The sequence below is a fragment of the Streptomyces sp. NBC_00878 genome (assembly GCF_026341515.1).
In the GTDB taxonomy this organism is placed as follows: Bacteria; Actinomycetota; Actinomycetes; order Streptomycetales; family Streptomycetaceae; genus Streptomyces.
The window spans coordinates 3,615,462-3,640,466 of record NZ_JAPEOK010000001.1 but is presented as its reverse complement, the minus strand read 5'-3'; the positions used below and the strand labels follow the sequence as shown (position 1 = coordinate 3,640,466).

21 protein-coding genes are annotated in these 25,005 nt (G+C 71.1%); 13 read left to right on the top strand and 8 right to left on the bottom strand.

Annotation, left to right across the window (positions count from 1 at the left end; translation table 11 throughout):
- Window positions 1-478: 478 nt before the first annotated feature.
- The 4 genes from OHA11_RS15095 (at window position 479) to OHA11_RS15080 (ending at window position 4,035) form a co-directional block, all read left to right on the top strand.
- Window positions 479-1,084: a suppressor of fused domain protein gene (locus OHA11_RS15095; RefSeq protein ID WP_266496442.1), complete on the top strand. Its 606-nt coding sequence runs from the start codon at window positions 479-481 to the stop codon at window positions 1,082-1,084.
- A 274-nt stretch (window positions 1,085-1,358) separates the two neighbouring features.
- Window positions 1,359-2,000 (top strand): DUF6758 family protein, encoded by a 642-nt coding sequence (locus OHA11_RS15090; RefSeq protein ID WP_266496433.1) that lies wholly within the window; start codon window positions 1,359-1,361, stop codon window positions 1,998-2,000.
- Between the two features lie 328 nt (window positions 2,001-2,328).
- Window positions 2,329-3,195 carry a PHP domain-containing protein gene (locus tag OHA11_RS15085; RefSeq protein ID WP_266496431.1) on the top strand — a complete coding sequence of 289 codons (867 nt, stop codon included), beginning with the start codon at window positions 2,329-2,331 and terminating at the stop codon, window positions 3,193-3,195.
- A gap of 234 nt (window positions 3,196-3,429) precedes the next feature.
- On the top strand, window positions 3,430-4,035 hold the full coding sequence (locus OHA11_RS15080; RefSeq protein WP_266496428.1) for a MarC family protein: 606 nt from the start codon (window positions 3,430-3,432) through the stop codon (window positions 4,033-4,035).
- A 124-nt stretch (window positions 4,036-4,159) separates the two neighbouring features.
- Here OHA11_RS15080 and OHA11_RS15075 read toward each other — a convergent pair whose 3' ends face one another.
- Complete coding sequence (locus OHA11_RS15075; RefSeq protein WP_266496426.1) at window positions 4,160-4,312, bottom strand: hypothetical protein; 153 nt, start codon at window positions 4,310-4,312, stop codon at window positions 4,160-4,162.
- A gap of 260 nt (window positions 4,313-4,572) precedes the next feature.
- Between OHA11_RS15075 and OHA11_RS15070 the strand changes: the two genes are divergently transcribed.
- Complete coding sequence (locus OHA11_RS15070) at window positions 4,573-5,475, top strand: NYN domain-containing protein (protein ID WP_266496424.1); 903 nt, start codon at window positions 4,573-4,575, stop codon at window positions 5,473-5,475.
- 244 nt (window positions 5,476-5,719) lie between these two features.
- Here the strand turns inward: OHA11_RS15070 and OHA11_RS15065 are convergent, their stop codons facing one another.
- Entirely contained in the window at window positions 5,720-6,652 is a 933-nt protein-coding gene (locus OHA11_RS15065) for an alpha/beta fold hydrolase (protein WP_266496417.1), read from the bottom strand.
- 183 nt (window positions 6,653-6,835) lie between these two features.
- The gene (locus OHA11_RS15060) at window positions 6,836-9,454 is read right to left on the bottom strand and encodes a DEAD/DEAH box helicase (RefSeq protein ID WP_266507183.1); all 2,619 of its coding nucleotides are present in this window, start codon (window positions 9,452-9,454) and stop codon (window positions 6,836-6,838) included.
- A 478-nt stretch (window positions 9,455-9,932) separates the two neighbouring features.
- Here OHA11_RS15060 and OHA11_RS15055 point away from each other — a divergent pair, with 478 nt between their 5' ends.
- Window positions 9,933-10,670 carry a ferritin-like fold-containing protein gene (locus tag OHA11_RS15055; RefSeq protein WP_266496415.1) on the top strand — a complete coding sequence of 246 codons (738 nt, stop codon included), beginning with the start codon at window positions 9,933-9,935 and terminating at the stop codon, window positions 10,668-10,670.
- A gap of 227 nt (window positions 10,671-10,897) precedes the next feature.
- Here OHA11_RS15055 and OHA11_RS15050 read toward each other — a convergent pair whose 3' ends face one another.
- The 4 genes from OHA11_RS15050 to OHA11_RS15035 form a co-directional block, all read right to left on the bottom strand.
- Window positions 10,898-11,167 carry a hypothetical protein gene (locus tag OHA11_RS15050; RefSeq protein WP_266496412.1) on the bottom strand — a complete coding sequence of 90 codons (270 nt, stop codon included), beginning with the start codon at window positions 11,165-11,167 and terminating at the stop codon, window positions 10,898-10,900.
- Window positions 11,168-11,371: 204 nt separating this feature from the next.
- Window positions 11,372-11,599, bottom strand: coding sequence for a DUF3107 domain-containing protein (locus OHA11_RS15045; RefSeq protein WP_266496409.1), 228 nt, complete (start codon window positions 11,597-11,599; stop codon window positions 11,372-11,374).
- Between the two features lie 134 nt (window positions 11,600-11,733).
- Entirely contained in the window at window positions 11,734-12,375 is a 642-nt protein-coding gene (locus OHA11_RS15040; RefSeq protein ID WP_266496407.1) for a TetR/AcrR family transcriptional regulator, read from the bottom strand.
- Between the two features lie 182 nt (window positions 12,376-12,557).
- Entirely contained in the window at window positions 12,558-12,773 is a 216-nt protein-coding gene (locus OHA11_RS15035; protein WP_266496404.1) for a hypothetical protein, read from the bottom strand.
- A gap of 410 nt (window positions 12,774-13,183) precedes the next feature.
- Here OHA11_RS15035 and OHA11_RS15030 point away from each other — a divergent pair, with 410 nt between their 5' ends.
- The 7 genes from OHA11_RS15030 to moeZ all read left to right on the top strand — a co-directional run bounded on the left by OHA11_RS15030 (window position 13,184) and on the right by moeZ (window position 23,165).
- Window positions 13,184-14,173, top strand: a complete 990-nt coding sequence (locus tag OHA11_RS15030) for an alpha/beta fold hydrolase (protein WP_266496402.1) — start codon at window positions 13,184-13,186, stop codon at window positions 14,171-14,173.
- 7 nt (window positions 14,174-14,180) lie between these two features.
- Entirely contained in the window at window positions 14,181-15,944 is a 1,764-nt protein-coding gene (locus OHA11_RS15025) for a DUF3152 domain-containing protein (RefSeq protein WP_266496400.1), read from the top strand.
- 344 nt (window positions 15,945-16,288) lie between these two features.
- Window positions 16,289-18,151 carry a DUF3492 domain-containing protein gene (locus OHA11_RS15020; protein ID WP_266496398.1) on the top strand — a complete coding sequence of 621 codons (1,863 nt, stop codon included), beginning with the start codon at window positions 16,289-16,291 and terminating at the stop codon, window positions 18,149-18,151.
- A 620-nt stretch (window positions 18,152-18,771) separates the two neighbouring features.
- Window positions 18,772-20,067: a hypothetical protein gene (locus tag OHA11_RS15015; RefSeq protein WP_266496395.1), complete on the top strand. Its 1,296-nt coding sequence runs from the start codon at window positions 18,772-18,774 to the stop codon at window positions 20,065-20,067.
- Window positions 20,068-20,214: 147 nt separating this feature from the next.
- Window positions 20,215-21,174, top strand: coding sequence for an NAD(P)-dependent oxidoreductase (locus OHA11_RS15010; RefSeq protein ID WP_266496393.1), 960 nt, complete (start codon window positions 20,215-20,217; stop codon window positions 21,172-21,174).
- Complete coding sequence (locus tag OHA11_RS15005) at window positions 21,162-21,923, top strand: spherulation-specific family 4 protein (protein WP_266496391.1); 762 nt, start codon at window positions 21,162-21,164, stop codon at window positions 21,921-21,923. Before OHA11_RS15010 ends, OHA11_RS15005 begins: the two co-directional genes overlap by 13 nt.
- A gap of 63 nt (window positions 21,924-21,986) precedes the next feature.
- Window positions 21,987-23,165, top strand: a complete 1,179-nt coding sequence (gene moeZ, locus OHA11_RS15000) for an adenylyltransferase/sulfurtransferase MoeZ (RefSeq protein ID WP_266496389.1) — start codon at window positions 21,987-21,989, stop codon at window positions 23,163-23,165.
- A gap of 188 nt (window positions 23,166-23,353) precedes the next feature.
- Here moeZ and OHA11_RS14995 read toward each other — a convergent pair whose 3' ends face one another.
- Window positions 23,354-24,898, bottom strand: coding sequence for an alpha/beta hydrolase (locus OHA11_RS14995; protein ID WP_266496387.1), 1,545 nt, complete (start codon window positions 24,896-24,898; stop codon window positions 23,354-23,356).
- Window positions 24,899-25,005 lie beyond the last annotated feature (107 nt).

Below are 25,005 nucleotides of genomic sequence, written 5' to 3'. Positions count from 1 at the left end.
CGGTTGAGACTGCCCGGAATGGGGACGTCCTGACTGCGGATGTTTGGCACGTCCACAAAGCGGGGAGCACCGCACCGTCGCGGTGGCAGCTTCGCTACTGATACAGATCAGAAAAATTCAGACAGATCAGGAAAAACGAAGTGCTCTTCCGTTGTGCACCGGACGCCATGACGCGAGTGCGAGAGGTGGCAGCCAGTAGAGCGTGAGCTCTGGAGCTGAGAGGGACTCAGCAGCCGGAAGAGCGGGTGGTACTGCACGGTCGACTTCGATCCATGGAGCCCCACCTCCTCCGGCCGGTCCCCCGTAGGGGAGGTCCATCCCCCGTAGGGGAGTCTCATGCGTCGAGACTGTCGAGACTTGGGTCGGGACTCGAGAGCGACGCTTCTGCGTGCTGCCCCGACCAGCGGCCAAGACTATCAGCCGACTGAAGTGTCAAGCTGTCGCTTCGTCCGCTACTGACGAGTTCTATGCTCGGCGCATGGCTGATGTTCTTCCTTTGGTGGAGGCCCGGTTGCGTACCGCGCTGGGCGAACCGGACGCGCGCGCCGCCGTGACCTTCCTGGGCACGGACCGCATCGAGGTGCTCCGCTTCACCGACGGAACCGCCGACGGCACGGAGAAGGCGATCGTCCGCTACGCGACGCTCGGCATGTCCGCCCGGCCGATGACCGACCCCACGGCGGTCGTCGCCGACCCGGTGGCGGGCCCGCGCGCCGAGCTGGTCCTCTCCGTACGGGCCGGCGCCGCCGACACCGACAAGGTGCTCCGCCCCCTCGCCGTACTGGCCGCGTCCCCGCAGGTCGAGGGCCTGGTCGTGGCCCCGGGCGCCTCGCTCGACGTGGGCGGGCCCCTGTGGCCGGACGCCCCCTTCACCTCCGTACTGGTCGCCGAGGCGGGCGGCCTGGTCGAGGATCTGGAGCTCGACGCACCCCTGGATCCCGTACGTTTCCTGCCGCTGCTCCCCATGACGCCGAACGAGGCCGCGTGGAAGCGGGTGCACGGCGCGGGGGCCCTCCAGGAGCGCTGGCTCGCGAACGGGACCGACCTGCGTGATCCCGTACGCAAGTCCGTCCCGCTGGACTGAGCCGGGGCGGCGCCGGGACTGATCCGAGACTGATCCGGGACTGATCCGGGGCGCTGCCGGGTGCGGCCCGGGTGAGCAACGTCACCAACCCGTGGCCTAAATGCGTCAGTTGGCAAACACGGCGACTCTGTCCTCGGTCAAATTGGGTCGGCTGATGAATGTGACCTGCATCTACATTTCGGAGGTGATCCGAGGTGGGGGGAACGTGACAGGCACACGCCGGACGGGTGATCGTCCTTGACGCGGCGAAAGACGGGGAGGACCGTTGGGCCCTATGAGGGGCGAACCCAGTTGCCCGAAGTGTGGTGGCCGGGTCAGGGCTCCCGGCCTCTTCGCCGACTCCTGGCAGTGCGATGTGCACGGCATCGTGCATCCGCTGCAGCCCGTGATCCCGCCCAGCGTCGAGGCCCTCGGTGTGGTGGTGCACCGTGCGCGCGTACCGGTGTGGATGCCGTGGCCGCTGCCCGTCGGCTGGCTCTTCACGGGGGCGGCGTTCGCCGGTGACGACCGCAGCGGCGGTCGCGCCACGGCCGTGGCGTGCTCCGGGCCGGGGCCGCTCGGCGGTATAGGGGAGCTGGTCCTCATCGCCGAGGAGCTCGGCGTCGGGCTCGGCGCGCGGTACGCGGGGATCGACGGGCCCGATCCTGGGCCGTACATGAGCGTCGAGAAGCCCGCCCAGGCGAAGCTGCTCGCCGCGGGGCGGCCGACGCCGTTGTGGCATGTCTCCGGGACGCCCGACGACCGGGCCGTTTTCGCGGGTGAGGCGCGGGGGTTGTGGCTGTGGGCGGTTGTCTGGCCCGAGCAGTCGGGGTTGTTGATGTACGACGAGCTGGTGTTGACGGATCTGCGGGACGCGGGGGCGGAAGTGGATCTGTTGCCTTGTGGGGCGTTGTCGCCGCGGATTCTTGAGCCGTAGCGCTCCGCTGGGTGGGGTGGGCGGCTACTGGGTGGGGGTTCCTGTGGTCTGCCGGGTGCGGGTTGGGTGTGGCTGGTCGCGCCCACGATGGGGGTCCCCCCGCTCATGGGGGTCCCCCCGCTCGAGCGAAGCCGAGAGTGGGGGAGAAGTCGAGAGTGGGGGAGGAGCCGCATATTGATGCAGCCCCGCGCCCCTGAAAAGAGCGGGCCTGCTGCCATAAGACTGCCTGTAGGGGGTGCGCCCCCGCTTCGGGTGTGACAGGGGCGGTCCAGGTGGCCGTTATCCTTGAGCCGTCTCTGCTGTTCTTCCCGTGTCTGGAGTTTGTGTCGTGCGTATTGATCTGCACTGCCACTCCACGGCCTCGGACGGTACGGACACCCCCGCCGAGCTGGTGCGCAACGCTGCCGCCGCCGGGCTCGACGTCGTCGCGCTGACCGATCACGACACCACCCGCGGGTACGCGGAGGCCATCGCGGCCGTGCCCGCCGGGCTGACCCTCGTGACCGGGGCCGAGCTCTCCTGCCGTCTCGACGGTGTGGGGCTGCACATGCTGGCGTACCTCTTCGACCCCGAGGAGCCCGAGCTGCTGCGCGAGCGCGAGCTCGTACGCGACGACCGGGTGCCGCGGGCCCAGGCGATGATCGGCAAGCTCCAGGAGCTGGGCGTCCCGGTGACCTGGGAGCAGGTGGAGCGCGTCGCGGCCGGCGGGTCCGTGGGGCGGCCGCACATCGCCACTGCGCTGGTCGAGCTCGGCGTGGTGCCCAGCGTCTCCGACGCCTTCACGACCGAGTGGCTCGCCGACGGCGGGCGGGCCTACGTCGAGAAGCACGAGTCGGACCCCTTCGAGATGATCCGGATCGTCAAGGCCGCGGGCGGGGTGACCGTCTTCGCGCATCCCGCCGCGTCCAAGCGCGGGCTGACCGTGCCGGAGTCCGCCCTCGCGGAACTTGCGGCGGCCGGGCTCGACGGGATCGAGGTCGACCACATGGACCACGAATCGGCCACCCGGGCCCGACTGCGGGGGCTCGCGGGCGAGTTGGGGCTGCTGGCGACCGGGTCCAGCGACTATCACGGCAGCCGTAAGACATGTGTGCTCGGGGAGTTCACGACGGATCCCGAGATCTACGGGGAGATCACCCGGCGGGCGACCGGCGCGTTTCCCGTGCCGGGGGCCGGCGGAAGCGCCGAGCGCTAGCTTCCGTTCTTCCGTTCTTCCGTTCTTCCGTTCTTCCGTCTTCCGTTCCGCTCGGGGTGCGCCGGAAGGTGCCCTGCGCTTGAACTTCAGGCGGTGGCCCAGGTTGTGGCCGCCGGTTGGGCCCTGCGCGCCAGGCTGCGCCCACTGTTCCCGCCTGCGCTGCGGGCTGTGCTCACCGTTCCCCGCGTGCGTTCCAGCGCCTTCCCGTAAGTCCCTCCTCCCGCAAGGCTCACCGTGTTCGACCTCGCCGTCTTCGGCTCCCTCTTCCTCACCCTCTTCGTCATCATGGATCCCCCGGGGATCACCCCGATCTTCCTCGCGCTGACGGCCGGACGTCCGGCCAAGGTGCAGAAGCGGATGGCGTTCCAGGCCGTCTGTGTGGCCGGCGGAGTCATCGCCGTCTTCGGGCTGCTGGGGCATCAGATCCTGAACTACCTGCACGTGTCCGTCCCCGCGCTGATGATCGCGGGCGGCCTGCTGCTCCTGCTCATCGCGCTCGACCTGCTCACGGGCAAGACCGACGAGCCCAAGCAGACGAAGGACGTCAACGTCGCCCTCGTACCGCTGGGCATGCCGCTGCTCGCCGGACCTGGCGCGATCGTGTCCGTCATCCTGGCCGTGCAGAAGGCCGACAGCGTGGCGACGCACGTGTCGGTGTGGGCCGCGATCGTCGCCATCCATGTCGTGCTGTGGGTGGTGATGCGGTACTCGCTGCTGATCATCCGCGTCATCAGGGACGGCGGTGTCGTGCTGGTGACCCGGCTCGCGGGCATGATGCTCTCCGCGATCGCCGTGCAGCAGATCATCAACGGGATCACGCTGGTCATCGAGAGCAGCTGAAGTCCCCGTACGTGCGCCGCCCCGCACACCCCCCCGGTACGTGCGCCGCCCCGCACACCCCCCGCACGCGCAGAACCCCCGTACGGCGTCGGTGCCGTACGGGGGTTCTGAAGTCTGTCCGGCGTTATGAAGCCGGGGTGTTGGTCGGGCGGATCCAGAGGCGCTGCCCGATGGCGGCGGCTTGCTGAACGATCCGGTTGACGGAGGCGGCGTCCACGACGGTGCTGTCCACGGGGCTTCCGTCGACGTCGTCAAGGCGCATGATTTCGAAGCGCACAGGCTTCTCCCTTCGTCTGGTCATCCTCCTGAGGAGAACTACTTGGTTACGTAGGGATCCAACGGCATGCGTGTTACAAACATTCCCTACGCTAAAGAAATTTTTCGAACGGCTAACTACTGACTGGTATCCGACCGGTGTCCGAATCTGTGTCGGACCTGTTCCGGACCTGTGCCGGACCCGCGTCCGGACCGGCAATTCCAGCCCGTTTCTGGACCGGTTGTGTTCGTCCCGTGACCGCCTGCGACAATGAGGCGCATATGAATGACGAACTGGATCCAGCGGTGCTCGGTGTGCGTATCGACCGCACGAACGAGCTGCTCCAGCGCATGCTCGCCGAGGTGGCGAAGACGCCGTCGACTCATGCGATCTTCGTCGACGCCGGGTATCTGTACGCGGCCGCGGGCCGGCTCGTCGCCGGGACGGAGGACCGCCGGGCCTTCGACCTGGACGCCGAGGGGCTCATCGAGGCGCTCATCGACCGGGCGCGCACGATCTTCGCGGACAGCAGACTGCTGCGCGTCTACTGGTACGACGGGGCGCGGCGCCGCATCCACACCGCGGAGCAGCAGTCCATCGCCGAGCTGCCCGACGTGAAGGTCCGGCTCGGCAACCTCAATGCCAACAACCAGCAGAAGGGCGTCGACTCCCTGATCCGTACCGATCTGGAGTCACTGGCCCGGCACCGTGCCATCAGCGACGCGGCGCTCATCGGCGGCGACGAGGACCTGGTCTCGGCGGTCGAGGCGGCGCAGGGGTACGGGGCCCGCGTGCACCTGTGGGGCATCGAGGCGCCGGAGGGGCGCAACCAGGCGGAGCCGCTGCTCTGGGAGGTCGACAGTCAGCGCACCTTCGACCTGGAGTTCTTCAAGCCGTACGTCTCCCGGCGGACCGCCGCCTCGTACGACACGTCGGCGGCGGGCCGCCCCTCGCGCGAGGACGTGCGGTTCGTGGGCGCGCAGATCGCCGCGACGTGGCTGTCCGCGCGGGGCTGGGACGCGCTGGCGGAGCTGCTGCCCGGGCACCCGTATCTGCCCGGGCCGGTCGACCAGGACCTGCTCGTGGAGGCCGAGGGGCTGCTGCAGTACTCGCTGCGGGGGCAGGCGGACCTGCGGCGATGCCTGCGGGACGGGTTCTGGGAGCACTTGCAGGGGCAGTACTAGGGGGTGTTTCGAAAGTCCGGTGCAGCGAGAGCGCGTGCCGGGCGCCGTGGGTGCTGTGCGGGACTTTCGAAACACCCCCTAGGCCCGTCTGCCGCTTCCCGGGCCGACGCGGACGGTTCGTTTCGTTGCGCGGTCGGCGAGGAGCGCTCCGTTGGGGGTGCGGGGGTGCGTCGATGTGCGGCTTCGCCGGGTGGGCGCGACCAGCCACGGACGGCCCGCAGCCGTACAACCCACCGGCAGAGCGTCAGCCCACCCGGTCCCAGAACGCGGCGAGGGCCTCGGCCGTCTCCAAAGGGCGGTCCGAGTTGGGCGAGTGCTCGGCTCCGTGGACGATCGTGCGGTGCGCGTCGAGGCGTACGGCCATGTCGTCGAGGAGCGGCAGCGGCCAGGTGTCGTCGCGTTCGCCCGACAGGACGTGTACGGGCAGCCGTACGGCGGCCAGTTCGGCCACGCGGTCGGGCTCCTCGCACAACTGGCGCCCCGCTGCGATGAGTTGGGCCGGGCTGTTGCCGAGCCAGCGGCGCTTCAGGATGTCCTCGTCGTCGAGACCGGCGTCCAGCTCGCCCGCGGCGTCCTCCGGGGGCTCAAGGGCCTGGATCGCTTCCCATACCCGACCCATGTCCATCACGGCGAGCACGTCCCGCAGCAGTTTCACGCGCTGCTGCTGGGAGGGGGAGATCTCGGCGGGCCCCGATGCCATCAGGGTGAGCGACCGGAAGCGGGCCGGGTCCAGCAGCACGGCCGAACGGGCCACGAGGCCGCCGAAGGAGTGGCCGACGAGGTGGACACGGTTCTCCGGGGCGTCGGCCGGGGAGTCGGTGAGGGAGCTGGCTCCCGGGGAGTCGGTGAGGGAGCCGGCTCGGGAATCGGTCAGCGCGTCGACCTGTGCGAGGACGTCCTGCGCCAACTCGCCCAGCGCGTAGGGCGTTTCGTCGTCCCGTGGGCCCGGACTCTCGTACTGGCCCCGCCCGTCCACGGCGACGGTCCGGTATCCGGCCGCGGCCAGTGGTTCGTGCAACGAGATGAAGTCCTCCTTGCTGCCGGTGAACCCTGGTAGCAGCAAGGCGGTGCCCTTGTCGGGGCTGCCCGCCTCGATCACGGCGAACTCCCCGCGCGCGGTGGCGAGCCGATACGCGCGGGCCCCGGAGGGCGGGACGAAGGTGGCGGGCCTGCTCATGAGGAGGAGGCTATCCGGGGAACCTTTCGGGCGGCATGCCGGGCGGCGGCCGGGGGACGACGGGCCATGGGACGGGCCACAAGGCAGACCGTTGACAACCGCGGGGGCGCGATCGTGCGGCGTGCGCGGGAACGCCGACGGCCCGGCCCCACCGAAGTGGGACCGGGCCGTCAGGTGTGAGCGTCAACTCTCCGTCGTCTCGGCGGCCGCTGCCGTCTTCCGCGTGCGGCGGCGGGGCTTGGCCTCGGGCGCGACCTCGGCCGTGACCGCGTCCGCGGCGGCGGCCGTGGCCGCCGTCTTACGGGTGCGGCGCGGCTTGGCCGGGGCCTCGGCCGTGGCGGCGTCCGTGACCTCGGCGGCCTGGGCCGGGATGCCGGCCTCGGCGGCCGCGACCTTGCGGGTGCGGCGGCGGGGTTTCGTCTCGGTGGCCTCGGCCGCCTCCGCGGTGTCCACGGCGGTCTCGGCGGCTGCCGCGGCCTTGCGGGTGCGGCGCGGCTTCGTCGCCGTGGCCACCGGCGCCTCGACCGTCGTGCCTTCCGCGGTGTCCAGCGCGGTCTCGGCGGCTTCGGCGGCCTTGCGCGTACGCCGACGAGGCGTGGCCGTGGCCTCCGCGGCAGGCACCTCGACCACCGGAGCGGCCGTGGCGGTCTCCGTGGCCGTGGTGGCCGTGGTGGCCGTGGTGGCCTTGCGGGTGCGGCGGCGCGGCTTGGCCTCGGTCTCCTCGGCCGCCTGGGCCGGGATGGCCGCTTCGGCGGCCTCGGCGGCCTCGGCGGCTTCAGCGACCTCGACGGCCGTGGCGGCGGCCTTACGGGTCCGGCGGCGCGGCTTGGCCTCCGCGGTCTCGGCGGTGTCCAGGGCGGCCTCGGCGGCGGCCGTGGTCGTGGCCTTGCGGGTGCGGCGCGGCTTGGCCTCGACGGCTTCCACCGGCTCGACAACGGCTTCCACCACGGCCTCGGCGGCTTCGACGACCTCGGCGGTCTTCCGCGTACGGCGGCGCGGTTTCGTCTCGGCGACCTCCGCCACCTCGACGGCGGCCGGGCCCTCGGCGGTGTCCACCGCCGTCTCGGCGGCCGTGGCGGCCTTGCGAGTGCGGCGGCGCGGCTGCTTGGGCTCGGACACCTCGGTCGCCTCGGCCACGGGGGCCGCGACGGCGGCCGGGGTGGCCTCCTCGACTACGGCGAGCTCGGGCTGAGCGGCTTCCGCGGTCCGGCGCGTACGACGGCGGCGCGGCTTGGTCTCCGCGGCCACCGGCTCGGCCGGAGCGACCGGTGCGGCGGCCTCGGCCACGGTGCCCTCGGCCGTGGCGACGGCCGTCTCGGCCGCCTCCGAAGCGCCTCCGGCACGCGTCCGCCGACGGCGGCGCGGCGTACGCGGCTCCGTGGCAGGGGCGGCCGGGGTGGTCGGGGTCGTCGGGCCGACAGAGGCCGACTCCGTGGTCCCCGGCGTGGTCTGCTGCTCCGTGGCGTCGAGCGGCGTGCCGTTGCGCGTACGACGACGGCGGCGCGGCGTACGCGCCGAGCGGTCACGGTCACGGTCACGGTCGCGCTCGGCGGCCGGGGCCGACGCCGGGGCGCCGGAGCGGCCACCGCGGCCGCGCGCGCCACGCCCGCCGGTCTCGCCGAGGTCCTCGACCGCCTCGGCCGAGAGACCGGCGCGGGTGCGCTCGGCGCGCGGCAGAACTCCCTTGGTGCCCGCGGGAATCTTCAGCTCTTCGAAGAGGTGCGGGGACGTGGAGTACGTCTCCGGCGGGTCGCTCAGGCCGAGGTCCAGCGCCTTGTTGATGAGCTGCCAGCGCGGGATGTCGTCCCAGTCGATGAGGGTGATCGCGATGCCCTTGGCACCCGCGCGGCCCGTACGGCCGATGCGGTGCAGGTACGTCTTCTCGTCCTCGGGGGACTGGTAGTTGATGACGTGCGTGACGCCCTCGACGTCGATGCCGCGCGCGGCCACGTCGGTGCAGACGAGCACGTCCACCTTGCCGTTGCGGAAGGCGCGCAGCGCCTGCTCGCGGGCGCCCTGGCCGAGGTCGCCGTGGACCGCGCCGGACGCGAAGCCGCGCTGCTGGAGCTGGTCGGCGAGGTCCGCCGCCGTCCGCTTGGTGCGGCAGAAGACCATCACGAGACCGCGGCCGTCGGCCTGCAGTATCCGCGAGACCATCTCCGGCTTGTCCATGTTGTGCGCGCGGTAGGCGAACTGCTGGGTGTTGCGGACCGTCTGGCCCTCGTCGTCCGGCGCCGTGGCGCGGATGTGCGTGGGCTGCGACATGTAGCGGCGCGCGAGGCCGATGACCGCACCCGGCATGGTCGCCGAGAACAGCATCGTCTGGCGGCGGGCCGGCAGCATGTTGATGATCTTCTCGACGTCGGGCAGGAAGCCCAGGTCGAGCATCTCGTCGGCCTCGTCGAGGACGAGTGCCTTGATGTGCTTGAGGTTGAGCTTCTTCTGGCCCGCGAGGTCGAGGAGCCGGCCCGGGGTGCCGACGATGACGTCGACGCCCTTACGGAGGGCCTCGACCTGCGGCTCGTACGCCCGGCCGCCGTAGATGGCCAGAACGCGTACGTTACGGACCTTGCCGGCTGTCAGCAGGTCGTTCGTGACCTGGGTGCACAGCTCGCGCGTCGGGACGACGACGAGGGCCTGCGGGGCGTCGGTGAGCTGCTCGGGCTGCGCCCGGCCCGCCTCGACGTCCGCGGGAACGGTCACGCGCTCGAGGAGCGGAAGACCGAAGCCCAGCGTCTTGCCGGTGCCGGTCTTGGCCTGGCCGATGACGTCGGTGCCGGTCAGGGCAACGGGGAGCGTCATCTCCTGGATGGGGAAGGGACTGGTGATGCCGACGGCCTCAAGGGCTTCGGCTGTCTCGGGAAGGATCCCGAGCTCTCGGAAGGTAGTCAGGGTGCTGCCTCTTCTGTGTACGCGGTGCGAGGCGAGCGCGGGGGTCGTGTCGGGACCGTGCCGGGGACGTCGGCCGCTCTTGACCAGCGGGCCGGGTGGCATGGGACCACTGCCGACGCTCGAGCTCTCGTACCGCTGAGGGTCCCTCCGGATGTCGTACGCACTGTGCCGTACTGACGTGGAGGGCTGTCTGGTCGGAGCCGATCGGGCCACCGACCGGGCATCCTCATTCGTGCGGCCCGTCGAGTTACGTAGATCAACTCAGCGAGCGCATTACCACCATACCCCGGAATCGCGCATATGCGATGGCGGATTTGGTCACGTAGTCGTCGTCACACTGATTGACCAGGGCCTTCCGTCGTACGGTGAGCGGGCTATTGTGCGCTTCATGACGACGCCTGACAACGCTTCCGACGCATCTGCCGCACCCACCGGAGTCGCCGCCCAGGACTGGGCCAAGGCATCCGTCGACCCCCAGTACCGCGCCGCGGTCGTGGACCTGCTCGGCGCGCTCGCGTACGGGGAGCTGGCGGCGTTCGAGCGGCTCGCGGAGGACGCGAAGCTGGCGCCGACGCTCGCGGACAAGGCGGAGCTGGCGAAGATGGCGTCGGCGGAGTTCCACCACTTCGAGCAGTTGCGGGACCGGCTCACGGAGATCGGGGCGGAGCCGACGCAGGCGATGGAGCCGTTCGTCGCCGCGCTCGACGGTTTCCACAAGCAGACGGCGCCCTCGGACTGGTTGGAGGGGCTCGTCAAGGCGTATGTCGGCGACTCGATCGCCAGTGACTTCTACCGGGAGGTCGCGGCCCGGCTCGACTCCGATACGCGGGGGCTCGTGCTGGCCGTGCTCGACGACACCGGGCACGCGTCGTTCGCCATCGAGAAGGTGCGGGCCGCCATCGACGCGGACCCGCGCGTGGGCGGGCGACTCGCCCTGTGGGCGCGGCGGTTGATGGGGGAGGCGCTGTCGCAGTCCCAGCGGGTGGTTGCCGACCGGGACGCCCTGTCGACGATGCTCGTCGGTGGGGTGGCCGATGGGTTCGATCTCGCCGAGGTGGGGCGGATGTTCTCGCGGATCACTGAGGCGCACACCAAGCGGATGGCTGCGTTGGGGCTGGCCGCCTGACCTTTTTGGCGCCGGTTCGTTTTTCTGCGGGTTGTTTGTTTTCTGCGGGTGCGTGGGGGCTGGTCGCGCCCACGATGGGGGTCCCCCCGCTCATGGGGGTCCCCCCGCTCGAGCGAAGCCGAGAGTGGGGGAGAAGCCGAGAGTGGGGGAGGAGCCGCATATGTCACAGCCCCGCGCCCCTAAAAGCTAGTGGGCGTCCGTTGAATCGGAACCGTCGGACTCGTCGCTCATACCGTTGCCGAGTGGCGGCTGAGTCTTCCCGCGGGGCGTAGGAGCAGGGAGATGGACGCGGCGGAGACCGCCACCGCGCCGAGCATCACCGGCAGGTAGCCGACGGATCCCAGGGCGGTATGGGTGAGGAAGGCGCCGAAGAGGGCTCCCGCGATGCCCGTCGGGATGACGAGGCGTCGGGCGGGCAGACGGTGCGAAAGGCGGTACGCGGCCGCCCATGCCAATGCCAGACCGAGGATCGCGGAGCCGAGCGCTTCCAAGAACATCAGGGGGTCCCTCCCGCACGGCCGTGTGCACTTCGGTCGTAGCCCGTCATACCCGTGACCTGCGGAATGCAATCCTCATCTGTGGGCGACTTGTGCTCCAGATGTGAAGCACGGGCACGAGGGGCGAGCGCTTGGAAACGGGAGAGACGAACGCATGGAAAAGGGGCTCGGTGGCAGCTGCCACCGAGCCCCTTTCTCATCGCCCTACAGCGCGCTGAAGCCCACCTTGCGGGCCGTCGGCTCGCCGAGCTCCACGTAGGCCAGGCGGTCCGCCGGGACCAGGACCTTGCGGCCGTGGTCGTCCACGAGACTGAGCAGCTGCGACTTGCCGGCCAGCGCATCGGACACCGCGCGCTCGACCTCTTCCGGGGTCTGACCGCTCTCCAGAACGATCTCGCGGGGCGCGTGCAGCACGCCGATCTTGACCTCCACGGCTATGTCCCTCCGACGGTCACTGATGTGCGCGTTCGTCCGCGCCGTACGCAGCACACATTAGCCCGGTGAGGGGACGTACACGGTCCGCCCGAGAACGCCAGGAGCGAACATCGGGTGGGAACAAAGTGACGTCAGTGGTGCTCGTTGCCGTGCAGCGGGAAACCGGCGATGCCCCGCCACGCCAGCGAGGTCAGCAACTGCACTGCCTGGTCGCGCGGCACGCTGCGGTCGCTGTGCAGCCAGGAGCGGGCCACCACCTGGGCGAGTCCGCCGAGGCCCGAGGCCAGCAGCATCGACTCCGCCTTGGAGAGACCGGTGTCCTCCGCGATGACCTCGCAGATAGCCTCCGCGCACTCGAACGTGACCTTGTCGACGCGCTCGCGCACCGCGGGCTCGTTCGTCAGGTCCGACTCGAAGACCAGACGGAAGGCGCCGCCGTCGTCCTCCACGTACGCGAAGTACGCGTCCATGGTCGCCCGCACGCGCAGCTTGTTGTCCGTGGTGGACGCCAGGGCGGCCCGTACGGCCTGCAGCAGTGACTCGCAGTGCTGGTCCAGCAGCGCGAGGTAGAGGTCGAGCTTGCCGGGGAAGTGCTGGTAGAGCACTGGTTTGCTGACGCCCGCGCGTTCGGCGATGTCGTCCATCGCGGCCGAGTGGTATCCCTGCGCAACAAACACTTCCTGGGCGGCGCCGAGGAGCTGGTTGCGTCGGGCACGGCGCGGCAGGCGTGTGCCCCGCGGGCGTGCCGCCTCTGTCTGCTCGATGGCTGTCACGCCGCCTCCCAAAATCGTCCACATGCGGTGAGCGCCGCATCGCCATCGTACTTTTCGGTAACCGTGGTGTGCGCGGTGCGAGCGGAGAATTTCACGGACCGGACGCCGGTGAAACCCCCGCAGAGCGCACGATCAAGGGGTATACCGGGCGGTCGCGTCTGTTCGGTTCGCATCATCTCGGCTCAGCGATAGTCGTCCTCGTCGAGTTCGACGACTCTCGCCTGTTCCGCGAGGTCCGCCTCGTTGGCGCTGGCCGGGTCCGCGTCCGTCGGCGGTACGTCGCGGTGGGATGCCAGGTCCGCGCGCTGTTCGGCCGCGTCGGCTTCGGGGGCCTCGACATCGAACTCGGTGTCGTCGGAGTCCTCGATGGTCTCGGGGTCGGTGGGGTCGACAGTCATGTGTCCTCTTCCCGAGTGGGTGCGAGTGCGCTCTTGTGCGAGTACGAGTGCCCTCGTCTACGAAGGGTATGAGAGTCGAGATCGGGACGCTATGTGATCGCGCCGCCGCCCCGCCCCTGCCTGCGTCGCTGTCCGGTCCCGTCTGTGGTGCCGTCGGGTCCTCGCTCGTGGCGCCGTCCGGCTCCTGCCCCTGTCGCGGTCCGGTTCTTGCTCGTGCCGCCGTCCGGTTCCGGCTGCGCAGGTGTCCCGTCCCCGGCTGCGCATCGGTCCGGCCTCCGCCCGTTTCGGCGTACCGCCTTCCGTCTCGGGGTTCCGCCTTGACCCGGGCATCGGCCCAGGCCACCGGGCGACACCGGATCTGTGACTGCGAACACACGATCTGAGGTGTGATGGTCTCGTAACATTGCCGCATGTCTTCGACCGAACTGCCGTCCGTAATGGCTACTTCCGTCGTGCCCAAGGTCGGGACCGTCAGGGTGGCCGCGGGGGAGCGGCTGCGCACGGTCGGGCTCCCCGGGATCACGCTGACGGTCCGGGCGAGACCGCCGGCCCGGAAGGGACTGGCGCCCGCGCTGTACGTGCACGGGCTGGGCGGTTCCTCGCAGAACTGGTCGGCGCTGATGCCCCTCCTGGACGGCCTCGTGGACAGCGAGGCCGTTGATCTGCCGGGCTTCGGAGACTCGCCGCCGCCGGACGACGGCGACTACTCGGTGACCGGGCACGCGCGTGCGGTGATCCGCTATCTCGACGCGTCCGAGCGCGGGCCCGTGCACCTCTTCGGGAACTCGATGGGCGGTGCCGTCACGACGCGCGTCGCCGCCGTACGGCCCGATCTCGTCCGCACACTCACCCTCGTCTCACCGGCGCTCCCGGAGATCCGGGTCCAGCGCACGGCCATGCCGACGGCGCTGCTCGCTCTGCCCGGGGTGGCGGGCCTGTTCACCAGGTTCACCAAGGGCTGGTCAGCCGAACAGCGCGTACGAGGTGTCACGGCGCTCTGTTACGGCGACCCCGGCATGGTCACGCCCGAGGGGTTCCGCAACGCGGTCGAGGAGATGGAGCGGAGGCTCGCCCTCCCTTACTTCTGGGACGCCATGGCGCGCTCGGCACGCGGCATCGTGAACGCGTACACGCTGGGCGGTCAGCACGGACTGTGGCGCCAGGCCGAGCGTGTCCTCGCGCCGACGCTCCTCGTCTACGGGGGCCGTGACCAGCTCGTCTCGTACCGCATGGCCCAGCCGGCGGCACGCGCCTTCCGCGATTCCCGGTTGCTGTCGTTGCCTGACGCGGGGCACGTGGCGATGATGGAGTACCCGGAGAGCGTCGCCAGGGCCTTCCGTGAACTCCTCGCGGACACCGGCGAGTTGGCCGACATCGGCGCCACCGGCGTGAGGAGCTGAGGCGGCCGTGGGACGTCACAGCCGCCGCCGCGGATCCGCCCCCAAGAGGGACACCGCCGACATACCTGTAGTTCCCGCTGCCCGCCCAGAACCGGAACCGGAACCGCAGACAAGGAAACGGGCCGGGCGTCGTCAGGGTCCCGCCGGACAGCAGCCTTCGCCGCCGCCGATGGGCGGGACGCCGTCCCGGGGCGTGCCCCGGCTGCCCGACGGGTGGACGCCCCGAGGGCCGGAAGCCCTTCCGGGGCAGGGAGTTCAGCGGCCCGGGGGCGGGATGCCTCCTGGTGGGGCCCCGGGTGGGGCCTCAGGTTTCGCGGGTGGCGCGCCCGCTGGGGGACCTCAGAGGTTCTCCGCCGGCCCGCCCACGGGTGGAGTGCCTCGGCTTCCCGACGGCACTCCCGCGCATGGGTTTCCCCGACTTCCCGACGGGACTCCGGCGCACGGCACGCCGCGTTATCCCGACGGCACCCCCGCTCATGGCGTACCGCGGGTGCGCGGTGGACATCCCGAGCAGCGGGAAACCGGCGGTTCCTGGGGCGAGTTGAGGGGTGGGCCGCCGGGGACGGGCGTCGGGTACGGAGTACCTCGGGCATCCCCGCAGGGACCTCCCTACGGACCTGGACCTGGACCCCGACCCGGTCCAGGCCAAGGTCAAGGCCAAGGCCCTGGTCAAGGCCAAGGTCAAGGCGTGCCGCAGGGTCGCCTCGGTCCGACCGTCCCCCGGCAGCGGCAGGCGCCGCCCCCGGCGGGAGCCCGCGGCGCCCGGCAGGCCTACCTCGATGCCTTCGACGAGGTCGACGACCCCTTCGCGCCCCGCTCGGCCGCCTCGGCGGCGCTCCGCGCGGACCCGTACGCCTTCGGCACCTCCGCCACCGCCTGGGACGACGAGGTCGAGCACAGGACGCGCCCAGGCGATCAGGAGCCCCCAGAGTCGCGGCCGGAGAAGGCCAGGGGAGGCAAGGGCCGGGCCTTCACCGGTATCGCGGCCGCCGCGGTCATCACCGTCCTGGCGGTCGTCGTGGCCGCGCAGGCCATCAACGGGCGCGATGACAACTCCGCACGCCCGCAGACCGCGAGCGACGCCGATGAGGGGGTCAAGGACTCCGCGTCGCGCACCGACGGCCGGCCGGTCCCGTCCGCGTCGGCGGGTGCGGGTGAGGGTGTGGCCACGCTGTCGTACGCCCAGCAGATGGCGACGAAATATCCGCTGGCCGCCGATCTCAAGGGTTCCGGGCAATTCGCCGCGGTCTCCGGATTCGACAAGGCGCCGGGAAGCGGGCGGAAGTACACCTATCGCGTCGACGTCGAGAAGGGCCTCGGTCTCGACGGTGGGCTCTTCGCCAAGGCCGTACAGAAAACCCTGAACGACGACCGGAGTTGGGCCCACGACGGCGACCGCACCTTCGAGCGGGTCTCCTCCGGGAAGTCCGACTTCGTCATCACTCTGGCAAGTCCCGGGACGACGGCGTTCTGGTGTGCCAAGTCGGGCCTCGACACCAAAGAGGACAACGTCTCCTGCGACTCGGCCGCCACCGAGCGCGTGATGATCAACGCGTATCGCTGGGCCCAGGGTGCCGAGACGTACGGCGACAAGATGTACCCGTACCGCCAGATGCTGATCAACCACGAGGTCGGCCACCGGCTCGGCTTCGGCCATGTGAGCTGCAGTGTGGATGGCGGGCTCGCTCCCGTCATGCAGCAGCAGACCAAATTCCTTGACCACGACGGAATCCGCTGCCGGCCCAACCCCTGGGCCTTCCCCGGGAGCTGACGGGACTTCCCCGGGAACTGACGGGCTTTTCCCGGGAGTTGGCGGCCTTTCCCGGGAACTGACGGCATTCCGCGGAACCGGACAGGAATCGTCGAACTCGGGCCCGCCCACAGCGCGGCGTATGACCCGTCGTCAACAACCGGCCGCGCCATGACGAAACGTGTTCGGTTGATCTCTTAGCGCGACAGAACGCGACCCGCACGGGAAAGTTACGACCGTTCACCCCTTTTGGTGGTGCGATGGACAACCGTCCATCGCGCCACCGTCATGTCCGCATACGTTCGTCCCGCTGTGAGCCGCCGGGTCAACGGCGGCTCCCCATACGGGAGATCGGGGGTGCGCTCGTGCGCATCGGACTGCTTACGGAGGGTGGCTATCCGTATGTGAGCGGTGACGCCAGGCTCTGGTGCGACCGGCTCGTGCGCGGGCTCGGGCAGCACGAGTTCGACATCTACGCGCTCAGCCGCAGCGAGCGGCAGGAGGACGAGGGCTGGATCGAGCTCCCGCCCCAGGTCAGCCGCGTACGCACCGCGCCGCTGTGGACCGCGGACGACGACGGTGTCGGGTACGGACGACGGGCGCGGCGGCGGTTCGCCGAGTGCTACGGGGAGTTGGCGGCGGCCGTGTGCGCGGGGGACGCGCCCGCGGGGTCCGCCGAGTCGGCGGGTTCGGTTGCGTCGCCGGGGACGGCGGGGACGTCGGGAACGGCGGGGACGCGGGGATCCGTGAGGTCGGCCGGTTCCGCAGGAGTGGCCGACGGTGCCTCCGGGGGTGTGGCGGACCGTTTCGGCAATGCGCTGTACGGGCTCGCGGAACTCGCCCGGGACGAGGGAGGCCTGGTCGGCGCCCTGCGCTCCGAGACCGCCGTGCGTGCTCTGGAGCGCGCCTGTCGCGCGCCCGGCGCACTGCGTGCCGCACGCGGCGCCCGCGTACCAGACCTGCTCGCCGTCGCCGCCCAGGTGGAGCGCGCGCTGCGCCCGCTGTCGCTCGACTGGTACGAGGACGACGGGCTCGGCTCGGTCGACCTCTGCCACGCCACGTCCGGCGGCGCGGCGGCCCTGCCCGGGCTGTTGGCTCGGCACTTCGCGGGCATACCCCTGCTGGTCACGGAGTACGGCGTGCAGCTGCGGGCGCACTATCTCGGTGCCCGGGAGGATCTGGCGGGCCGGATGGCTTCGTCCTCGGCGCGGGCGCTGCTCGCCGCGTTCTACGGTCGGCTCGCCGCCGAGACGTACCGGCAGGCCGAGGTCATCACGCCCGGCAACACGCACGCCCGCCGCTGGCAGGAGCGCTGCGGCGCCGACCGCGCCAAGATCCGTACCGTCTATCCCGGCATGGAGGCCTCCCGCTTCTCGGACGTGGGCGAGAGTGCCGAAACCGCCGAGGCGGACACCCTGGTGTGGGTCGGGCGCATCGAACCCGCCAAGGACCTGATCTCGCTGCTGCACGCCTTCGCGGAGATCCGCATGCAGGAGCCCAAGACGCGGTTGAGGATCGTCGGCGCGCCGGCCGAGGGGCTGGAGAGCGCGACCTATCTCGCGCACTGCAAGACGCTGGCGGCGCAACTCTTCCCCGACGGGGCCGACGGCGTGCACAGCGTCGGCGACAGCCCCGTCTCCTTCGAGGAGATCGGCGGACCGGACGTACCGACCCTCCCGGAGGCCTACGCGACGGGCGCCGTCGTCGTCCTGTCCAGCGTCGTCGAGGGCTTCCCGATCAGCCTCGTCGAGGCGATGTTCTGCGGGCGCGCCACGGTGTCCACCGATGTCGGCGCGGTGGTGGAGGTCATCGGCGGTACGGGTCTCGTGGTGCCGCCGCGCAACCCGCGGGCGCTCGCCGAGGCGTGCGTCTCCCTGTTGCGCGACCCGGACCGCCGTGCGCGCCTCGGTGCGGCGGCACGCGCGCGTGCACTCGAACTGTTCACCGTCGAGCAGAACACCACAGCATTTCACGGCATTTACCTCGACATCGTCACGCACTGTCCGGTCCGGCGGGTCGTCGTCGGCGCCTCGGGCGAGCCCCTGCCGTTCGCCGTAACGGCCGAGGCCCACGTGCCCGGGCGGTGGGCCGACTCCGGCACACGACCGGTCGCGGGCAGACCCGGGCCGGGCTGGGCGGCGGGACCGCCGGCCCGGGGCGTCCCCCTCGGGTCCTCCTCGGGAGCCGCTTCCGGCGAGGCCGTGCCTGCGAGGGAGGGGGCGTGGTGAACGGACAGCGACGGACGGGGCGCGCGGACGGACCCCGGGCGCCGGGGAGCACCGGTGCATGGGACGCGCGGTCCGAGGAGCGGCTGATGGGCGTTGAGGAGTCGGGGATCACGAATGCCGAGGTGGGCGAGACGAGGGTGGTCGACGTCCAACCGGGAGAGATCCGCGTGGTGGACGTGCAGTTGGGGGAGTCGCGGGTCGCGGATGCCCGGCATGGAACGTCCAGAACATCCAGCGTGACGGACGTCCGCCTTGCCGCGCCTAGGACGACGGACACGGCTCACACGAGCGAAACCGCTCCCACTGACCGCGAGGCTCCGACCTACGGGAGCGAGCGGACTCCCACTGACCGTCAGGTTTCGACTTACGGGCGCGAGCGGCCAGAAGCCGACCGTGAGGCATGGATCTCCGGGCGCGAGCGGCCAGAAGCCGACCGTGAGGCATGGGGCTCCGGGAGCGAGCGGGCTGTCGTCGACCGTGAGGCATGGGGCTCCGGGAGCGAGCGGGCTGTCGTCGACCGAGAGGTTTCCGCCTACGGGAGTGAGCGGCCTGGCGCTGGCCTTGACGTTTCGGATTGCGGGAGTGAGAGGGTCGGCCTCGGCCGTGAGGCATCGGCCTCCGTGAGCGAGCGGGCCGGCGCCGGGCGCGAGGCTTCGGACTCCGGGAGTGAACCGGCTCGCGCCGGCCGCGAGGCCTCCGTTTACGGGCGGGAAGGTGCCGCCGCCGACGACAGCTCCTTCGCTCCCGTGAGCGAACCGGCTGATCCTGACGGCAGACCCTCCGCACCCACCACTGGACCTCCCGCCGACCGCAAACTCTCCGCCCGGCGCGGTGCCGTCGACCCCGTGAAGGCCCTGATGCACCGCCACCGCGAACTGTGCGAGCACGCGGTGGACCCACTGGAGATCGCCGCGGGGCTGGAGGCGCACGGTGTGACCGACCGGACCGCCACGCGCTTCCGCCACCGGGACGTGTTCTCGCTCGCCGAGGAGATGTACGCGCGCGTGCCCCGCGTCGGTGACACCGCACCGCGGTCCGAGGCACCCGACACCCCCAGGGTGCGCGCCGACTGGGCCCTGCTCACCCTGTTGCCGGGCGCCCTGTGCGCGGCGACCGTGACCGGACTTCGGCTCACGGAGGGACGGCCGCGTCTCGCGGTGACCGTCGTGGGCGTACTCGCCGTCTCCCTTGCCCTGCGCGCGGCCGTACGCCGCGGCCCGCTGCGCGCCGCACGCGCGTGGCACCCGACCACCTCCACGCGCGCGTGGACCTGCGGGCTCCTCGCCTACGCACTCCTCGGTGACGGCCTGCTCGCCGCGGGCATCGAGGGCGGCCCCGACGGACCGCCGACCGGCGGCTCCGGCAGCCCCTGGCCCATCGCCCTCGCCTCCGTCCTGGCCCTCACCCTGGCCGTCGTCCCGGCGGCCTGGTGCGCCCACCTCTTCGCCGTACGCGCCCGGCGCCTACTCGCCACCAGCCGGGGCCTGGAAGAGTTCGCCTCCTCCGTCAGGCCCACGCTCCTGGGCGTGTTCGGCCTGTTCCTCTGCGCTCTGGGCGTACTGCTCGCCGGCAGCGGGGCATGGCTGGGCGAGTCCCCCGCGTACGCCGGAGCCGGTGCCCTCGGGGCGCTGCTGCTGCTCGCCCGGCTCCTCACCGCGCACGGCTTCACCCATGCTCCCGCCGTCATCCTCGCGGCCGCGGGCATGGCCGAGACGGCGGCGCTGGCCAGCGTCTTCGCGGGCCGTCTGCCCGGCTGCTCGCTCCTGGCCCAGCCCGTCGAGACCGTGGCCGCCGCCTGGGGACCGGGATCCGTCCCGGCCCTCGTGTGCGGGGGCGCGGCGCTGGTCCTCCTGATCCACGCGACCAAGACCCTCACCCGGGCCTCGGCCCACGCGGCACACGGCGACACGCCGTGAACCGTCTCCGGCGCCCGGCCCCCGTGCCGAGCGCCCTTCCCGCGGGGCCGACACCGCGGGCCTTCCGCACGACCCACGGCAACACCCTGAAGGAGAACGCCAGATGATCACCCTCCGCATCGGAGAATCCGCCCCGGGAGCCGCCCGATGAGGGTGCTGCTGATCGGAGCCAACGGATACCTGGGCCGGTTCGTCGCCGACCGCCTCCTCGCCGACCCCGCCGTGCAGCTCACCGCACTCGGCCGGGGCGACGACGCGGACGTACGCTTCGACCTCGCCAGCGGCAGCCCGGGCGCGCTCACCCGCTTCCTGGACGCGGTGCACCCCGGCGTCGTCGTCAACTGCGCCGGAGCCACCCGCGGCGGCGCCCGCGAGCTGACCCGGCACAACACCGTCGCCGTCGCCACCGTCTGCGAAGCCCTGCGCCGCAGCGGCTGCGGAGCGCGCCTCGTGCAGATCGGCTGTGGCGCGGAGTACGGCCCCAGCCAGCCCGGCTCCTCCACGGCCGAGGACGCCGTACCCCGCCCCGGCGGCCCGTACGGCGTCAGCAAACTCGCCGCCACCGAACTGGTCCTCGGGTCCGGTCTGGACGCCGTCGTCCTGCGGGTGTTCTCGCCCGCCGGGCCCGGCACCCCGGCCGGCTCGCCCCTCGGCCGCCTCGCCGAGGCCATGCGCCGCGCCATGCAGTCCGGCGACGGCGAACTCAAACTCGGTGGCCTCGGCGTCCAACGCGACTTCATCGACGTACGCGATGTCGCCCGTGCCGTCCACGCCGCCTCCCTCTCCGCCGCTCAGGGCGTCATCAACATCGGATCCGGTCGTGCCGTACGCCTCCGCGACGCCGCCTCCGTCCTCGCGCGCGTCGCCGGCTACGGCGGTGCCCTGCACGAACTCGACGCACCGCCCGTCCCGGTCAGGCCATCCATCGGCCACCCCCGCTCCGAACCGGAGCACACGGCCCCGGCCGCGTACCCCTACCCGGACGGCTGCGGCAGCTGGCAGCAGGCCGACGTGCGCACCGCACGCGACCGGCTCGGCTGGCGCCCCCGGATCAACCTCGAGGAATCCCTCGCCGACATCTGGATGGAGGCGGCATGCCGCATCTGACCAGCACCGCAACGGGCACCGCGAGCACCGACTTACGGGTCGGCTTCGGTATCCCCGGCTATGCGCACCCCCTTGTCGCCCCGGTCGAATGGGGCGAACTCACCCGCCCCGGAACCCCCTTGCACTGGGTCGCACTGAACGTCGCCGACGGCCCCGGCAGCCGCCCCGACCCCCGCTGCCTGGAGGCGGCCGGGCGCCTGCGCAACGCGGGCGTCCGGGTCCTCGGCCGCCTGGACGTGACGTACGGCGTACGAGCCTTCCGCGAGCTCGTCTCCGACGCGCACCGCTATCTCGACTGGTACCAGGTCGACGGCTTCCTCCTGGACCGCTGTCCCACGGAGCGGACCGCACTCCCCGAGATCCGTCGTACGGCCGACACCCTGCGCGCGCTCCTCGGCGACGGGGGCCACGAGGGCCACATCGTCCTCGGCCACGGCACGCATCCCTATCCCGGATATGCCGAGACCGCGGACCAGTTGGTGACCTTCACCGGACCCTGGAGCGACTACCGCTGGTCGCAGGTGGCGGAGTGGACCGCCGAGTACCCGCCCGAGCGCTTCTGCCACTTCGTGCACAGCGTGCCCCGCGGCCATCTCGACGAGGCGCTGCGCATCGCCCGCTGGCAGGGAGCCTCGACGATCTACTTCACCGACCGCACGGACCACGGCGGTTCGGCCGACCCCTGGGAGAGCATGCCCGGCTACTGGGACGAGATCGTCTCGCGGATCGGAACAGGTGTCTCGGAATGAAGAAGGGCGTGGCAGTGTTACGGGGAGAACAACTGTAGTGATTGACCGACCAACGGAGTCCCCGTGTCGCTGCCACCCCTGGTCGAGCCAGCTGCTGAGCTCACCGTAGACGAGGTCCGCAGGTACTCCCGCCACCTGATCATCCCCGACGTGGGCATGGACGGGCAGAAGCGGCTGAAGAACGCCAAGGTGCTCTGTGTGGGCGCCGGCGGCCTGGGCTCGCCGGCGCTGATGTACTTGGCCGCCGCGGGCGTCGGCACGCTCGGCATCGTGGAGTTCGACGAGGTCGACGAGTCGAACCTGCAGCGCCAGATCATCCACAGCCAGGCGGACATCGGCCGCTCCAAGGCCGAGTCGGCCCGCGACAGCGTGCTGGGCATCAACCCGTACGTGAACGTGGTCCTTCACGAAGAGCGGCTCGAAGCCGAGAACGTGATGGACATCTTCAGCCAGTACGACCTGATCGTCGACGGCACGGACAACTTCGCGACCCGCTACCTGGTCAACGACGCGTGCGTGCTGCTCAACAAGCCGTACGTGTGGGGCTCGATCTACCGCTTCGACGGCCAGGCCTCGGTCTTCTGGTCCGAGCACGGCCCCTGCTACCGCTGCCTCTACCCGGAGCCCCCGCCGCCGGGCATGGTCCCCTCCTGCGCCGAGGGCGGCGTCCTCGGTGTGCTGTGCGCGTCCATCGGCTCCATCCAGGTCAACGAGGCCATCAAGCTCCTCGCGGGCATCGGTGAGCCGCTCCTCGGCCGCCTGATGATCTACGACGCCCTGGAGATGCAGTACCGCCAGGTCAAGGTCCGCAAGGACCCGAACTGCGCGGTCTGCGGCGAGAACCCCACCGTCACCGAGCTCATCGACTACGAGGCCTTCTGCGGCGTCGTCTCCGAGGAGGCCCAGGAGGCGGCCGCCGGCTCGACGATCACTCCCAAGCAGCTCAAGGAGTGGATCGACGACGGCGAGAGCATCGAGATCATCGACGTCCGCGAGATCAACGAGTACGAGATCGTCTCGATCCCCGGCGCCAAGCTGATCCCGAAGAACGAGTTCCTCATGGGCACCGCCCTGGAGACCCTCCCGCAGGACAAGAAGATCGTCCTGCACTGCAAGACGGGTGTCCGCAGCGCGGAGGTCCTCGCGGTCCTCAAGTCGGCCGGTTTCGCGGACGCCGTGCACGTGGGCGGCGGCGTGATCGGCTGGGTCAACCAGATCGAGCCGGAGAAGCCGGTGTACTAGGCGTACGCCTTCTTCGGAGGAGGGGCCCGGCACCGGGTGTGCCGGGCCCGTTTCCATTGCCCCGCGCAGGACCGTCCCGGGCAGGACCGTCCCGCGCAGGACGGCACCGGACAGGACCGCCCTGGGCGCGACTGCCCAGGGCGCGACCGCCCCGGACCGGACTTTCCTGGTAGGGGCCGCCCGGCCGGCTACTCGCAGACCTTGCCGTCCTCCGGCACCGTCCCGTCCAGCAGGTAGTCGTTCACCGTGCTGTCGACACAGTCGCTCCCGCTCCCGTACGCCCCATGTCCCTCGCCCTTCCAGGTGAGCTGCACACCGACCCCCTTGCCCAGCTCGTCGGCCATCTTGCGGGCGCCCTCGTACGGCGTCGCCGGGTCGCCGGTGTTGCCCACGACCAGGACGGGCTCCGCGCCGGGCGCGCTCACCTCCGGCGTCTCGCGCTGACCGGCCACCGGCCAGTCGTGACACCAGCCGGCCGTGTCCCAGCCCATCGAATCGCCGAAGACCGGCGAGATCTTCCGGAACTCGGGGAGCAGCTTCCGCGCCTCCTCGGGCGTCGGCCGCTCCTTGGCGTCCAAGCACGATATGACCCGTTGTGAATGCGTCGTCGTGCCGTAGCGTCCCGACGCGTCACGGTCGTTGTAGCTGTCCGCCTGCGCGAGCAGTTCCGTACCGTCGCCGTCCTCGGCCGCCGCGAGCGCGCTGGTGAGGGCGGGCCAGGACGACTTGCTGTAGAGCGGGTAGATGATGCCCGTGAGGGCCAGCTGCTGGGTGAGGTCGCGGCCGCTCGCCGTCGACAGCGGTTCGGAGTCGATGCGCTTCAGCAGGTCCGCGATCTTCTGGGAGCCTTCCTCGGGGTCCTCGCCCGTGGACTTGAGGTAGTCCTCCAGGGCGCGCTGGAAGCCCCTGGCCTGGTTCTTGGCGTGGCCCACTATGCCGGCGCTCGGGTCGACGACCGCGTCGAGGAGCAGGCGCCCCACGTTCTTGGGGAACAAGTGGGCGTACACGCCGCCCAGTTCGGTGCCGTACGAGATGCCGAAGTAGTGCATCTTCTGGTCGCCGAGGACATGGCGCATCAGGTCCATGTCCCGGGCCGTGTCGGTCGTCGAGACGTGGCCCATGAGCTTGCCCGCCGACTCCTGGCAGCCCTTGCCGAAGTCGGCCGCGTCCTGGAGGAACGCGGTCTCCTCGGCGGAGGTGTCCGGCGTGGTGTCGACCGACTCGGCCGTCTGGATCTCCTTGTTCTCCCGGCAGCGCACGCCCTCGCTGGCCGCGACGCCGCGCGGGTCCCAGCTCACCAGGTCGTACCGCTCGTTGAGCGCGGAGAACGTGGGTCCGTACGGCGGCAGGTAGTCGACGCCCGAACCGCCCGGTCCGCCGAAGTTGAACAGCAGCGAGCCGATGCGCTTCTCCGGGGAACCACTCGACTCGCTGCGGATCAGCGCGAGGCCGATGGTCTCGCCGGCCGGCTTCGACCAGTCCAGTGGCACCTTGAGCGTCGCGCACCGCCAGTCGTCGCCCGGCGTGGAGCCGCTCGCCGTGGCCTCGCAGCTGTTCCAGTCGAGCTTCTGCGAGGTGAGCGAAGCGGGCAGACCCGTCGTGTCGGAGGCTGCCGCGGCAGGCGGCCTGCCGTCGTCCTTGCTCTCGTCCTCACCGCCCCCGGACGAGCCGCTGCAGCCGGCCACCAGCAACGCGGCGGCGGCCAGAGCCGTCCACCGTGCGATACGCGCCATGAACACATCCCCCCTCGCGGGCGTCGTCCGCCGGATGTCGCGGATGACAGTCAGGCCATAGTAGGCAGATCACCGCGAGCACTGCGGAGGCCTGTGGATAACCCTCT